The following is a 13878-nucleotide window of genomic DNA, read 5'->3' as shown; positions in this document are numbered from 1 at the left end:
AAATGGGGCGCGTATCATACATGAAAAAATTCGCCGGTCCGTTGCCAACTGACCGGCGTATTACGCGTAACGGCTTGAAAATAGTCTGTTGGTGCGACTTATTCGTTGCGCATCAACGGGTAAAGCTCTTTGAGCAATTTGCGTCGGCTGATCACCAGCTGCCAACGATGACCGCCCAATTGCCGCCACAACCGCGCCGAACGAATACCGGCCAGCAGCAGGGCGCGGATTTTCGAGGCGTTGTTCGGTTGCTGCAGGTTGCGCATGTCGCCGTGCACCTGGATGCGTTGGCGCAAGGTGCTCAAGGTGTCCTGGTACAGCGCACCGCAGGCGGCGATCACGTTTTCGTGGGCCGGGCCGAAGTGCTCTACCTGGGATTGGATCTGGGGCAGGCGTTTGCCGATGGTTTCCAGCATGTCCTCGCGCTTGGCCAGTTGGCGCTCGAGGCCGAGCATCGACAGGGCATAACGCAGCGGCTCGCGCTGCAAGGTGCTGGGGTCGCGCTCCAGGGCGCCGATCAGGGCGCGGTAGCCTTCACGCAGTGCGAGGTCGTCGCCCCCGTAGACTTCCAGGGTGTCCTTGGGGTCGCGGATCAGCAGGCTGCCGAGCATGCAGGTCAGGCCGGCTTCGGTGACCTGGCCGGTCTTGGCGATCTTGTCCACCAGCACGGCGGAGAGAAATACCCCGCCGAGTGCCGTCAGTTGCTCCTGGGTCGGGCTCATGCCGGGTTGCTCCAGGCTTCGGCGACTTCAATCACGCCGCCGCCCAGGCAGATTTCGCCGTCATAGAACACCACCGACTGGCCAGGGGTGACCGCACGTTGCGGGTCATCGAAAGTGGCGCGGTAGCCGCTGGCGGTTTTTTCCAGGGTGCAGGGCTGGTCGCTCTGGCGATAGCGCACCTTGGCGGTCAGGCGGCGCGGGGTGCTCAGGTCGATCGGGTTGACCCAATAGATCTCCGAGGCCAGCAGCGCGCCCGAGAACAGCAGCGGGTGTTCATTGCCCTGGCCGACGATCAGCACGTTGTGTTCCAGGTCCTTGACCAGCACGTACCACGGCTCTTCGCCGGCGTCCTTCAAGCCGCCGATGCCCAGGCCCTGGCGCTGGCCGATGGTGTGGTACATCAGGCCGTGGTGACGGCCGATCACTTCACCCTCGGTGGTCTTGATCTCACCCGGTTGCGCCGGCAGGTACTGCTTGAGGAAGTCGCTGAAGCGGCGCTCGCCGATAAAGCAGATCCCGGTGGAATCCTTCTTCTTGGCGGTCGCCAGGCCGTGTTGCTCGGCGATCCTGCGGACTTCGGGCTTTTCCAGTTCGCCCACCGGGAACAGGGTCTTGGCGATCTGCTCGCCGCCGACGGCGTGCAGGAAGTAGCTCTGGTCCTTGTTCGGGTCCAGGCCCTTGAGCAGTTCGGTGCGGCCATCGATGTCACGGCGGCGCACGTAGTGGCCAGTGGCAATTAAGTCGGCGCCAAGGATCATGGCGTAGTCGAGGAACGCCTTGAACTTGATTTCGCGGTTGCACAGGATGTCCGGGTTCGGCGTGCGACCGGCCTTGTATTCGGCCAGGAAGTGCTCGAACACGTTGTCCCAGTACTCGGCGGCGAAGTTGGCGGTGTGCAGCTTGATACCGATCTTGTCGCACACGGCCTGGGCGTCCGCCAGGTCGTCCATGGCGGTGCAATATTCCGTTCCATCGTCTTCTTCCCAGTTCTTCATGAACAGGCCTTCCACCTCATAACCCTGCTCCATGAGCAGAACGGCGGAAACGGAAGAATCCACGCCGCCGGACATGCCGACGATGACGCGCTTCTTTTGTGTGTCAGAAGGGGCTGGATCACGCATAGGGTTTCAACGGGTGTCTTGAAAAAGGACGCGATTCTAGCAGGCCTGGGCCCGCAAGGCTAAAGAGAAGGGCGGATCAATTCCAGACTGTGACGCTGGCCGGCCAGATAATCATCGATACAGCGGATGATCAGCTCGCTGCGCCAGTCGTCGCGCACGGCCATCAGCTCGTCACGGGTCAGCCAGCGGGCGCGCAGGATGCCTTCGTCGAGTTGGTAGTCCGGGTGGTGTTTCAAGGCCTTGGCGATGAAGCACACGCGCTGGTAGGTCACGCCGTTGCTGGGGGCGGTGTACAGGTAGATGCCGACGATGCCCGTGGCTTCCACGTCCCAGCCGGTTTCTTCGAGGGTTTCGCGCACGGCGGCCTCGGTCAGGGTTTCATGCGGGTCGAGGTGGCCGGCGGGCTGATTGAGCACGGCGCGGCCGCCCTTGAGTTCTTCAACCATCAGGAATTTTCCGTTGTCTTCGACGATGGTGGCGACGGTGATGTGGGGTTGCCAGGTCATGGGATGCCTCTCGATTCAGGATGCCGCACAGGCTTGGGGATGGGTTGCAGTCAGTGTGTGAGGGGGGGGCTTGCCCCTCACACAGGGATGATGCATAAGCAATCTGCATGATGCGCCTGACATTTTATGATTTTACCGATTTAAGCTCCCGGTGCAGCTTATCTCTCCAGAACCCTTGCCTTGGAGAGTGTCATGCACCCGATTGCCGATAAAAGCTACGAAGTGCGCCTTACATCGCCACTGCCCATTGCCTTCATCCTGCTGTGGAGTTCCGGCTACATCGGCGGTGCGTTCGGTGTGCGTTATGGCGAGCCCTTCACCATGACGTTCTATCGGTTTGCCTTGGCTGCCCTGGTGTTCTTGGGAGTTGCACTCGCCATCAAGGCGCAATGGCCGAAACGGCTCGCCCCCTACCTCCATGCTGCGGCAGTGGGGCTGCTGTTGCAGGCCTTGCAGTTCGGCGGCCTTTACACCGGCATCAGCCAAGGCGTTCCCGCAGGGCAGGCGGCATTGATCGTCGGGCTGATGCCGGTGTTCGTCGTGATCGGTGCCTATTTCTGCCTGGGTGAGCAATTGAGCTGGCGCGACCTGCCGGGTTCGATCCTGGGCGTTGGCGGCGTGGGCATCGTCGTGGCCGGCAGCTTTTTTGGCTCCGAGGCGTCAGTGGTTGGTTACGGCGCGGTGGGCTTGGCGCTATTGGGTATCACGCTTGGCACCCTCTATCAAAAACGCTTTCTTGGCGGGGTGAATCTATGGGTGGGTTGTTTCATTCAGATGGTCACCGCGTCACTGGTCATGTTGTTGCTGGCATACACCACCGAAACCATGCAGGTCACCGAGTGGGTTCCATTCGCAGCGTCGGTGGCCTGGATCACGCTGATGAACTCCGTGGGTGCGCTGACGCTGCTGTATTTGATGATTCGACGGGGGGAGGCGAGTAAGGCGACGAACTTGTTTCATGTGATTCCGGCGGTCACGCAGATCATGGCGTCATTGGTGTTGGGTGAGGTGCCGAGTGGGGTTGCGCTTGTGGGGTTTGTTGTTTCAGGGACGGGGGTTTATTGGATGAATCATGTGCGCGCCAAGTAGGTAGTCTTGACAGGTATAGCGGGTGCCTTGCACTAATAGCGGGGAATATTTACTCACTCGCATGGGTATGGCATGAGAGTCAATCTTGATATTCAGTCGCTGCGCAGTTTCCTCAAGGTCGCAGAACTGGGCAGTTTCACCCGGGCCGCGCAAGCGTTGAGCCTGACCCAGCCGGCAATCAGCCAGCAAATTCGACGACTTGAGGATTTGCTGGGTGTCGAGCTTTTTGCTCGCGACAATCGGCATGTATTGCTCACTCTCGAAGGAGAGCGCTTGACCGGCTATGCCCAGCAGATGGTCAGCGTCAACGACAAGGTGGGGAGCCTGTTTGATACCAGTCGCACTCAAGAGTTCGTGACGCTGGGTATTCCCGAATATTTCAGCGAGGAAATCCTGCAGCGCATTATTCCTGCTTTGGCGCTTGAATTACCTTCAGTGCGAATTGTGGTCAAGGTCGCGCGTTCCCTGTTGCTTGCGGAGGCGTTCAGTGAGGGACGAATCGATATTGGCCTGATGATTGATGAATTGCCAAAAGTCGCTGGCGTGCCTTTGCATGCACTTTCGTTGATGTGGCTGGGTGGCGAGTGTGCGGCAGCCCCCATGGACGGGCAGGAAGTTTCGCTGGCCCTGTTCAAGGCGCCCTGCGTGTTCAGGAGCCTGGCGATTCGGCGTTTGGAGGAGAGTGGCATCAGGTGGCGCTGCGTGTATGAGTCTGAAGACCTGATGTCGCTGCGTTCAGCGGTCCAGGCGGGAGTCGGTGTGACGCTTTTACCCTGGTTTGCCCAGGTGCCGGGCTTGAAAAACGTCGAAGCGCTCGCGCATTTGCCTGCGCTGCCGGGGTTTGGGGTCGAACTCAAGCAGAGGGCGGGCTGGGAGCCTTGGTACAAGCCGCAGTTCCTGGCGATTATCGAGGCCGCGTGGCGCGAGGAATACGGCGTTGCATAAGCCCTGAAAACACAAACCCCGGCACTTGGCCGGGGTTTGTGATGCATCCTTACAACCTTACTTCAACTTGGCAATCGCCGCGTTGAGGGTGTTGCTTGGGCGCATGGCCTTGCTGGTCAGCTCTGGGTTCGGCGCGTAGTAGCCGCCGATGTCCACTGGCTTGCCCTGTACGGCATTGAGCTCGGCAACGATGGTTGCTTCGTTCGCGGCCAGGGTCTTGGCCAGTTCGCTGAATTGACCTTGCAGTGCAGTGTCTTCGGTCTGGGCGGCCAGGGCTTGGGCCCAGTAAAGCGCCAGGTAGAAGTGGCTGCCGCGGTTGTCGATGTTGCCGACTTTGCGCGATGGCGACTTGTTGTTGTCGAGGAACTGGCCGGTGGCCTGGTCCAGGGTCTTGGACAGTACCAGGGCTTTCGGGTTGTTGTACGTCACACCCAAATGCTCGAGGGAAGCAGCCAGGGCCAGGAACTCGCCCAGGGAGTCCCAACGCAGGAAGTTCTCTTCCAACAGCTGTTGCACGTGCTTCGGAGCCGAACCGCCGGCGCCGGTTTCGAACAGGCCTCCGCCATTCATCAGCGGCACGATCGACAGCATCTTGGCGCTGGTGCCCAGTTCCATGATCGGGAACAGGTCGGTCAGGTAGTCGCGCAGTACGTTGCCGGTCACCGAGATGGTGTCCAGGCCCTTGCGGGTGCGCTCCAGGGTGAACTTCATCGCGTCGACCGGCGACATGATGCGGATGTCCAGGCCTTCGGTGTTGTGGTCTTTCAGGTAAGCCTGAACCTTCTCGACAACAACGCCGTCATGTGCGCGCTTAGGGTCCAGCCAGAAGATGGCCGGGGTGTTGCTGGCGCGGGCACGGTTGACGGCCAGTTTGACCCAGTCCTGGATCGGCGCGTCTTGGGTCTGGCACATGCGGAATATGTCGCCAGCCTCGACTTTCTGTTCCATCAGCAGGTTGCCCTTGCTGTCGGTCACGCGGACGACGCCGTCAGCCTTGACCTGGAAAGTCTTGTCGTGGGAACCGTACTCTTCGGCTTTTTTCGCCATCAGGCCAACGTTTGGCACGCTGCCCATGGTGGTAGGGTCGAAGGCGCCGTTGGCCTTGCACTCTTCGATCACCGCCTGGTAGATGGTGGCGTAGCAGCGGTCCGGGATCACGGCCTTGGTGTCGTGCAACTGGCCGTCGGTGCCCCACATTTTGCCGGAGTCACGGATCATGGCCGGCATCGAGGCGTCGACGATGACGTCGCTCGGCACGTGCAGGTTGGTGATGCCTTTGTCGGAGTTGACCATCGCCAGGGAAGGGCGGGCGGCGTAGACCGCCTGGATGTCAGCTTCGATCTGCGCTTGCTGCTCGGCCGGCAGGGCCTTGATGCGGGCGTACAGGTCGCCGATGCCGTTGTTCAGGTTGAAGCCGATCTGTGCCAGCACGTCTGCGTGCTTGGCCAGGGCGTCTTTATAGAACTCGGCAACGATCTGGCCGAACATGATCGGGTCGGAGACCTTCATCATGGTGGCTTTCAGGTGGACCGACAGCAGCACGCCTTGTTTCTTGGCGTCTTCGATTTCAGCGGCGATAAAGCTGCGCAGCGCGTTCTTGCTCAGTACGGCGCTGTCGATGATTTCGCCGGCCTTGACGGTGGTCTTTTCTTTCAGGACGGTGGTGGTGCCGTCTTGGGCGACCAGCTCGATTTTGACCGCGTCAGCGGCTTCGATCTGTACGGCTTTTTCGCTGCCGTAGAAGTCGCCGTTGCTCATGTGGGCAACGTGGGACTTGGAGTCGGCAGCCCAGGCGCCCATCTTGTGCGGGTGCTTGCGAGCGTAGTTCTTGACCGACAGCGGCGCGCGGCGGTCGGAGTTGCCTTCGCGCAGTACCGGGTTCACGGCGCTGCCCTTGACCTTGTCGTAACGTGCACGGGTTTCTTTTTCCGCGTCGGTGGTTACGGTTTCCGGGTAGTCCGGCAGGGCATAGCCCTGGGCCTGCAGTTCCTTGATCGCCGCTTGCAGCTGAGGTGTCGAGGCGCTGATGTTAGGCAGCTTGATGATGTTGGCTTCAGGGGTAACGGCCAGGTCGCCCAGTTCGGCGAGGTGGTCCGGTACGGCCTTGGTGCCCAGTTGCTCGGGGAAGCTTGCGAGGATGCGCCCTGCGAGGGAGATGTCGCGGGTTTCCACGGCAATATCAGCGGAAGCGGTGAAGGCCTCTACGATAGGCAGCAGTGAATAGGTGGCGAGGGCTGGGGCTTCGTCGGTGAAGGTGTAGATGATCTTCGAGCGGGTGGGCATATTCGGATTAACTCTCTTCTTTGCTGAAAGCGTGCGCAGAAACTCGAGATGCGCCGGGTGGAGCGCGTTCGTTCAAAGTCATCCATGAGCGAAAGGTCGAGGTTTCTTCGCGGTGATGTTGGGTTGCATCAGTCGAGCGTCAAGCGGGTGGACTATTGTATTAGTCCTGCTTTGTAGCGGAGGGCCCTGTTCCAGAGCGGTCTGCCGTCGTGACTCTTTGGTCAGCGGCGGCATTATACATAGGTCGCTATGCTTACGCCGAGCCTTCATACAAAAGGTGTGTCGTCCATTGGTCTAAAGGTCGCAGGTACCGGATTACGCCTAAAGTCGCACGATGTGCTCAAGATTGGCGCTTTTCCCTTTGCTTTCAGGCTTGTAGGCGACAATTTATGCTGTTTTCGAGGCAAATGAGCATGGCGCGAGGTTTCAGTCGCCATTTATCTGGAGTAGGCTCGGACGCAGCCAGATGTTCAATCCATAGATGGAGTTCAGCATGGGATACAAGAAGATTCAGGTTCCGGCAGTCGGCGACAAAATCACCGTCAATGCAGACCATTCTCTCAATGTTCCTGACCAACCGATCATCCCTTATATCGAAGGTGACGGTATTGGCGTCGACATCAGCCCGGTGATGATCAAGGTGGTCGACGCAGCTGTTGAAAAGGCTTACGGCGGCAAGCGCAAAATCTCGTGGATGGAGGTGTACGCCGGCGAGAAGGCGACCCAAGTCTACGACCAGGACACCTGGCTGCCCCAGGAAACCCTGGATGCGGTCAAGGATTACGTGGTGTCCATCAAGGGTCCGCTGACCACCCCGGTCGGCGGCGGCATTCGTTCGTTGAACGTGGCCCTGCGTCAGCAACTCGACCTCTACGTGTGCCTGCGCCCGGTGCGCTGGTTCGAGGGTGTGCCCAGCCCGGTCAAGAAGCCAGGCGACGTGGACATGACCATCTTTCGCGAAAACTCCGAAGATATTTACGCCGGGATCGAGTGGAAGGCCGGCTCGCCGGAAGCGACAAAGGTCATCAAGTTCCTCAAGGAGGAAATGGGCGTTACCAAGATTCGTTTCGACCAGGATTGCGGCATTGGTATCAAGCCGGTATCGCTGGAAGGCACCAAGCGCCTTGCGCGCAAGGCCCTGCAGTATGTAGTGGATAACGATCGCGACTCGCTGACCATCGTGCACAAAGGCAACATCATGAAGTTCACCGAAGGCGCCTTCAAGGAGTGGGCCTACGAAGTGGCGGCTGAGGAGTTCGGTGCGACCCTGCTGGATGGCGGTCCGTGGATGCAGTTCAAGAACCCGAAGACCGGCAAGAATGTCGTGGTCAAGGATGCCATCGCCGATGCCATGCTCCAGCAGATCCTGCTACGTCCGGCTGAGTATGACGTGATCGCGACCCTCAACCTGAACGGCGACTACCTGTCCGACGCCCTGGCGGCAGAGGTGGGTGGTATTGGTATCGCTCCGGGTGCCAACCTGTCCGACACCGTGGCCATGTTCGAGGCGACCCACGGTACCGCGCCCAAGTATGCGGGCAAGGACCAGGTCAATCCGGGCTCATTGATCCTGTCGGCGGAAATGATGCTGCGTCATATGGGCTGGACCGAAGCGGCAGACCTGATCATCAAGGGTACCAACGGCGCTATCTCGGCCAAGACGGTGACTTATGACTTCGAGCGCCTGATGGATGGCGCGAAGCTGGTGTCGTCGTCGGGCTTTGGGGATGCGCTGATTTCGCATATGTAAAGGTGTGTCACAAAAAAACCGGCCATCCCAAGTCGATTGGGTGGCCGGTTTTTTATCGCATTTCACTCGCTTCGCGGGGGTCAGGCCGTTTGTTTCTTTTCTTTATGAGCGGTTGATGGCGTGTTTTTCTCATGTGTTTCAGCTTTCACTGCATCGATGTTCACGGCGTGCAGCCCTTTCGGTCCTTGAATGATTTCAAAGCTCACAGCTTGGCCAGCCTTCAGCGTTTTATACCCATCCATGATAATCGCTGAGTAGTGCGCAAAAAGGTCCTCGGTTTTACCCTCTTCATTAACAAAACCATATCCCTTGGCATTGTTGAACCACTTGACCTTGCCACTGATCTTGACGCCAGACATACCCATATCCCTCTGCACCAGACTCCATCACTGGAGTATCATCCAGTTTATCCGTCCTAACCCGAATAAATAAGGTTGACTGCGCGGACCTTTTTTACCCACTGTGGGTTCTATTGGTTGTAACACCGATTTGCCGATAGTCAAGGCGACCGGGTGGTCAGGAGTTGAAATTCTGACAGGTCGCCCCCACCACTGTATTTGAACCACTGACGAACCTTTCTTTCCATGCATGCAATCAGCCAGATTCGACTAACATTCAATCAGGATCGACCGGATCACGAACACGATGACGACGGTTCTGCAGGCATTGCTGTTCAGGAGGCCAAGCCTGCTTTACAGGCGCCGCCGATGTACAAGGTGGTTTTGTTCAACGATGACTACACACCGATGGATTTCGTGGTCGAAGTGCTCGAGGTGTTTTTTAACCTGAACCGCGAGTTGGCGACCAAGGTAATGCTGGCCGTTCACACAGAAGGACGGGCAGTATGTGGAGTGTTTACCCGTGACATCGCCGAGACAAAGGCCATGCAGGTCAACCAGTACGCCAGGGAAAGCCAGCATCCGCTACTCTGTGAAATCGAGAAGGACGGTTAACGCCGACCACTTGGGTATGAGGTGAAGCTATGTTAAACCGCGAGCTCGAAGTCACCCTCAATCTTGCCTTCAAGGAGGCTCGTTCGAAGCGTCATGAGTTCATGACCGTCGAACACCTGCTGCTGGCACTTTTGGATAACGAAGCTGCCGCCACGGTTCTGCGTGCGTGCGGCGCCAACCTCGACAAACTCAAGCATGACCTGCAGGAGTTTATCGACTCCACCACGCCACTGATCCCCGTGCATGACGAGGACCGCGAAACCCAGCCAACCCTGGGCTTCCAGCGGGTATTGCAGCGTGCTGTTTTCCACGTACAGAGCTCCGGTAAGCGTGAAGTCACGGGCGCCAATGTGCTTGTGGCGATCTTCAGCGAACAGGAAAGCCAGGCAGTGTTCCTGCTCAAGCAGCAGAGCGTTGCCCGTATTGATGTCGTCAACTACATCGCCCACGGTATCTCCAAGGTGCCTGGGCACGGCGATCATTCCGAGGGTGAGCAGGATATGCAGGACGACGAGGGCGGTGAGTCCTCTTCTTCAAGCAACCCGCTGGATGCCTATGCCAGCAACCTCAATGAGCTGGCGCGCCAGGGGCGGATCGATCCGTTGGTGGGGCGTGAACTCGAGGTCGAGCGTGTAGCGCAGATCCTTGCGCGCCGTCGCAAGAACAATCCGTTGCTGGTGGGTGAGGCGGGCGTGGGTAAGACCGCGATTGCCGAAGGCCTGGCCAAGCGCATCGTCGACAACCAGGTGCCGGACCTGCTGGCCAACAGTGTCGTCTACTCCCTTGACCTGGGCGCGTTGCTCGCCGGGACCAAGTACCGTGGCGATTTCGAGAAGCGTTTCAAGGCCCTGCTCGGCGAGCTGAAAAAACGCCCGCAGGCGATCCTGTTCATCGACGAGATCCACACCATCATTGGTGCCGGCGCGGCATCCGGTGGGGTGATGGATGCTTCCAACCTGCTCAAGCCGTTGCTGTCGTCGGGTGATATCCGCTGCATCGGTTCGACCACCTTCCAGGAATTCCGTGGCATCTTCGAGAAAGACCGTGCCCTGGCGCGTCGCTTCCAGAAAGTCGACGTGTCCGAGCCCTCGGTTGAAGACACCATCGGCATTCTGCGCGGGCTCAAGGGGCGTTTTGAAGCGCACCACGGCATCGAGTACACCGATGAGGCGCTGCGTGCGGCCGCTGAGCTGGCGTCGCGCTACATCAATGACCGGCACATGCCGGACAAGGCCATCGACGTGATCGACGAGGCAGGGGCCTACCAGCGCCTGCAGCCGGTCGAGAAGCGTGTGAAGCGCATCGACGTACCTCAGGTCGAGGACATTGTCGCGAAAATCGCGCGGATTCCGCCAAAACACGTCAACAGTTCCGACAAGGAGCTGCTGCGTAACCTTGAGCGCGACCTCAAGCTCACCGTGTTCGGCCAGGACGCGGCGATCGACGCGTTGTCCACCGCGATCAAGCTGTCGCGTGCGGGCCTCAAGTCGCCGGACAAGCCTGTCGGTTCGTTCCTGTTCGCCGGTCCTACCGGTGTCGGCAAGACCGAGGCGGCACGGCAATTGGCCAAGGCCATGGGGATCGAGCTGGTGCGCTTCGACATGTCCGAATACATGGAGCGTCACACTGTGTCGCGCCTGATCGGTGCGCCTCCGGGCTATGTCGGTTTCGACCAGGGCGGCCTGTTGACCGAAGCGATCACCAAGCAGCCACATTGCGTACTGCTGCTCGATGAGATCGAGAAGGCCCACCCGGAAGTCTTCAACCTGCTGCTGCAGGTGATGGACCACGGGACCCTGACCGACAACAACGGGCGCAAGGCGGACTTCCGCAATGTCATCGTGATCATGACCACCAACGCCGGTGCCGAGACGGCCGCGCGGGCTTCGATCGGCTTTACTCATCAGGATCACTCGTCTGATGCGATGGAAGTGATCAAGAAGAGCTTCACGCCGGAGTTCCGCAACCGTCTGGACACCATTATCCAATTTGGTCGCCTCAGCCATGAGGTCATCAAGAGTGTGGTGGACAAGTTCCTCACCGAGCTTCAGGCGCAGTTGGAAGACAAGCGCGTGCAGCTGGATGTCACGGAAGCGGCGCGCAGCTGGATCGCCGAAGGTGGCTACGATGCGGCAATGGGCGCTCGCCCAATGGCGCGTCTGATCCAGGACAAGATCAAGCGGCCACTGGCCGAAGAGATCCTGTTTGGCGAGCTTTCCGACCATGGTGGCGTGGTGCATATCGACCTGAAGGATGGCGAGCTGACCTTTGAGTTCGAAACCACGGCTGAAATGGCCTGATCGTTCTGCAGTAACACAAAAGGCGCCGCAAGGCGCCTTTTTGCTGTCTTGAAATGCAATTGTCAGAACAATGAAGATCCAGTGTGGGAGGGGGCAGGCCCCTCCCACAGGAATCCTCGGAGTTTGAGAAATCCCGCACACAAAAACGCCCGGCATAACCGGGCGTTTTGTATTGACTTGCTTAGCGAGCGCGGTAAGTGATGCGCCCTTTGCTCAAGTCATAGGGCGTCAGCTCGACGCGCACTTTGTCACCGGTAAGAATACGAATGTAGTTCTTGCGCATCTTGCCGGAGATATGCGCGGTTACGACGTGCCCATTTTCCAACTCCACACGAAACATGGTGTTGGGCAGGGTGTCGACGACAGTGCCTTCCATTTCGAAGCTGTCTTCTTTCGACATGCAGTAAAGCCCTCGGTATCCAGTGAATGGCCCGGTGCAACTGCGCCAGGCAAAAGCGGCGTGCATTGTGCCCGAAAAAGGGTGTTTAAGCCAAGGGGTTCTAGTTAAGCGTGACCCATCTTTGATTAATCAGCAGTTCTATGGGGCGATATTGGGTCTTGTAGTTCATCTTTTTGCAGTTCTTGATCCAGTATCCGAGGTACACCGCCTCGAGTTCCAGGCGCAGTGCTTCACCGATTTGCCAGAGGATCGCGAAACGCCCGAGGCTACGCCGCTCTTCGGCCGGCTCGTAGAAGGTATAGACCGCTGACAGGCCGTTAGGCAGCAAATCGGTCACGGCGACGGCCACCAGGCGGCCGTCCGCGCGAAATTCGTAGAAGCGTGAGAACGGCAGGTCACGCACCAGGAAGGTGGAAAATTGGTCGCGGCTCGGTGGGAACATATCGCCGTCGGCGTGGCGCTGCTCGATATAGCGCTGGTACAGGTCGAAGTATTCTTCGGTGAATCGTGGTTTGGCAGCCGTCACCGTCAAGTCGGCGTTGCGCTTGAGGATGCGTTTCTGATTGCGGTCCGGTAGAAACTGCGCCACGGGGATGCGTGCCGGCACGCAGGCATTGCAGTTCTGGCAGTGGGGCCGGTACAGATGATCGCCGCTGCGCCGAAAACCCATTTCCGAGAGATCGGCATACACGTGCACATCCATTGGCTGGCTGGGGTCGAGGAACAGCGTGGTGGCCTGCTCGTCGGGCAGATAGCTGCAAGAGTGGGGTTGAGTGGCATAAAACTTCAAACGCGCCAACTCGGTCATGATCAACCCTCGGATAAGCTTTGAAATAAGTGTAAGCCAGGTGCGCGGATGTCGCCTAAGAAACCCATGGCCCGCAATTGCGTTGGTCCAGGTGGTCGCGTAGGAAGCCGGCAAATTCACTGCGAGGAATGGCGCGAGCACCCAGGCTATGCAGGTGATCATTGGGCATTTGGCAATCGATCAGTGCAAAGCCCCAGGCCTGTAGTTGCCGTGTGAGTGTAGCGAAGCCGAATTTTGAGGCATTGTCGGCACGGCTGAACATGGATTCGCCAAAAAACAGCTGGCCCATCGCCAGGCCATACAGTCCGCCCACCAGCACGCCCTCGTCCCATACCTCGACCGAGTGCGCATAGCCGCGCTGATGCAGTTCCAGGTAGGCGCGCTGTATACCTTCGGTGATCCAGGTGCCATCAGCATACGCGCGCGGCGCGGCGCACGCTTGGATGACGGCGGCAAAGTCCTGGTCGAAGGTCACGGTGTAGCGCTGCTGGCGCAATAGTTTGCCCAGGCTGCGGGAGACATGCAGTTCGTCGGGGAATATCACGGTGCGCGGGTCCGGCGACCACCAGAGGATCGGCTGGCCCTCGGAGAACCAGGGAAAGCAGCCGTGGCGGTAGGCTTGCACCAGTCGTTCGGCCGACAGGTCGCCACCGGCGGCGAGCAGGCCATTGGGTTCGCGCATGGCCTTGGCCAGCGGGGGGAATGTCAGTGAGTCGCGTTGTAACCAGGTCAGCATGGCATCCAGGCTTACGGAAGGGGAGGGGAGTGGCAGGCGGATCGCCTGCCCCAAGGGGTGTGATTATTGTCGACGCAGCGCTGTGGGGCCAGTCCGAATCGGCTGTTGACGTGCATAAGCATGAGCGGGTGTTTCTGCAACTCTCTGCGTGAGGCGTGGTCGTAATCGGGTCTGGCCCATGCAGGCCATTTGCCAAGCTTGCCTGGATTGGTAAAAACAGCTCATAAGCCTTTGTCAGCAAAGACAATGCATGCTCAAATTGAAC

Annotated in this window: 13 protein-coding genes; 5 read left to right on the top strand and 8 right to left on the bottom strand. The window is 59.0% G+C overall.

Annotated elements, in window-relative coordinates; genetic code table 11:
• Nucleotides 1–98: 98 nt before the first annotated feature.
• The 3 genes from hflD to HDC32_RS05140 are packed head-to-tail and all read right to left on the bottom strand — an operon-like array spanning nucleotide 99 to nucleotide 2349.
• Entirely contained in the window at nucleotides 99–722 is a 624-nt protein-coding gene (gene hflD / locus HDC32_RS05150) for a high frequency lysogenization protein HflD (protein WP_027606331.1), read from the bottom strand.
• The gene (gene mnmA / locus HDC32_RS05145; protein WP_131698061.1) at nucleotides 719–1843 is read right to left on the bottom strand and encodes a tRNA 2-thiouridine(34) synthase MnmA; all 1125 of its coding nucleotides are present in this window, start codon (nucleotides 1841–1843) and stop codon (nucleotides 719–721) included. The genes hflD and mnmA overlap by 4 nt, the downstream gene beginning before the upstream one ends.
• Nucleotides 1844–1902: 59 nt before the next feature.
• Nucleotides 1903–2349: an NUDIX hydrolase gene (locus HDC32_RS05140; protein WP_131698060.1), complete on the bottom strand. Its 447-nt coding sequence runs from the start codon at nucleotides 2347–2349 to the stop codon at nucleotides 1903–1905.
• A gap of 192 nt (nucleotides 2350–2541) precedes the next feature.
• Between HDC32_RS05140 and HDC32_RS05135 the strand changes: the two genes are divergently transcribed.
• Nucleotides 2542–3438 (top strand): DMT family transporter, encoded by an 897-nt coding sequence (locus HDC32_RS05135; RefSeq protein WP_131698059.1) that lies wholly within the window; start codon nucleotides 2542–2544, stop codon nucleotides 3436–3438.
• A 72-nt stretch (nucleotides 3439–3510) separates the two neighbouring features.
• Nucleotides 3511–4383 carry a LysR family transcriptional regulator gene (locus HDC32_RS05130; RefSeq protein WP_167655668.1) on the top strand — a complete coding sequence of 291 codons (873 nt, stop codon included), beginning with the start codon at nucleotides 3511–3513 and terminating at the stop codon, nucleotides 4381–4383.
• Between the two features lie 57 nt (nucleotides 4384–4440).
• Here the strand turns inward: HDC32_RS05130 and HDC32_RS05125 are convergent, their stop codons facing one another.
• On the bottom strand, nucleotides 4441–6666 hold the full coding sequence (locus tag HDC32_RS05125) for an NADP-dependent isocitrate dehydrogenase (RefSeq protein WP_131698057.1): 2226 nt from the start codon (nucleotides 6664–6666) through the stop codon (nucleotides 4441–4443).
• A 493-nt stretch (nucleotides 6667–7159) separates the two neighbouring features.
• On the opposite strand from HDC32_RS05125, the gene icd reads away from it, so the two are divergent.
• Complete coding sequence (gene icd, locus HDC32_RS05120; RefSeq protein ID WP_027606337.1) at nucleotides 7160–8416, top strand: NADP-dependent isocitrate dehydrogenase; 1257 nt, start codon at nucleotides 7160–7162, stop codon at nucleotides 8414–8416.
• 80 nt (nucleotides 8417–8496) lie between these two features.
• On the opposite strand, the gene cspD is transcribed toward icd, so the two are convergent.
• Nucleotides 8497–8775, bottom strand: a complete 279-nt coding sequence (cspD, locus tag HDC32_RS05115) for a cold shock domain-containing protein CspD (RefSeq protein ID WP_131698056.1) — start codon at nucleotides 8773–8775, stop codon at nucleotides 8497–8499.
• 225 nt (nucleotides 8776–9000) lie between these two features.
• Between cspD and clpS the strand changes: the two genes are divergently transcribed.
• Nucleotides 9001–9369: an ATP-dependent Clp protease adapter ClpS gene (gene clpS, locus HDC32_RS05110; RefSeq protein ID WP_010567912.1), complete on the top strand. Its 369-nt coding sequence runs from the start codon at nucleotides 9001–9003 to the stop codon at nucleotides 9367–9369.
• Between the two features lie 29 nt (nucleotides 9370–9398).
• Nucleotides 9399–11669: an ATP-dependent Clp protease ATP-binding subunit ClpA gene (gene clpA, locus HDC32_RS05105; RefSeq protein ID WP_053128508.1), complete on the top strand. Its 2271-nt coding sequence runs from the start codon at nucleotides 9399–9401 to the stop codon at nucleotides 11667–11669.
• A 181-nt stretch (nucleotides 11670–11850) separates the two neighbouring features.
• Here the strand turns inward: clpA and infA are convergent, their stop codons facing one another.
• The 3 genes from infA to aat form a co-directional block, all read right to left on the bottom strand.
• Complete coding sequence (gene infA, locus HDC32_RS05100) at nucleotides 11851–12069, bottom strand: translation initiation factor IF-1 (protein WP_002553999.1); 219 nt, start codon at nucleotides 12067–12069, stop codon at nucleotides 11851–11853.
• Nucleotides 12070–12169: 100 nt separating this feature from the next.
• Complete coding sequence (locus tag HDC32_RS05095) at nucleotides 12170–12877, bottom strand: arginyltransferase (RefSeq protein ID WP_053128509.1); 708 nt, start codon at nucleotides 12875–12877, stop codon at nucleotides 12170–12172.
• 55 nt (nucleotides 12878–12932) lie between these two features.
• Nucleotides 12933–13613 carry a leucyl/phenylalanyl-tRNA--protein transferase gene (gene aat, locus HDC32_RS05090; RefSeq protein ID WP_131698055.1) on the bottom strand — a complete coding sequence of 227 codons (681 nt, stop codon included), beginning with the start codon at nucleotides 13611–13613 and terminating at the stop codon, nucleotides 12933–12935.
• Nucleotides 13614–13878 lie beyond the last annotated feature (265 nt).

The sequence above is a fragment of the Pseudomonas sp. JAI120 genome (assembly GCF_014207255.1).
Classification (GTDB): domain Bacteria; phylum Pseudomonadota; class Gammaproteobacteria; order Pseudomonadales; family Pseudomonadaceae; genus Aquipseudomonas.
Note: the sequence above shows the minus strand (reverse complement) of the source record. Positions and strands in the feature narration are given on the sequence as shown.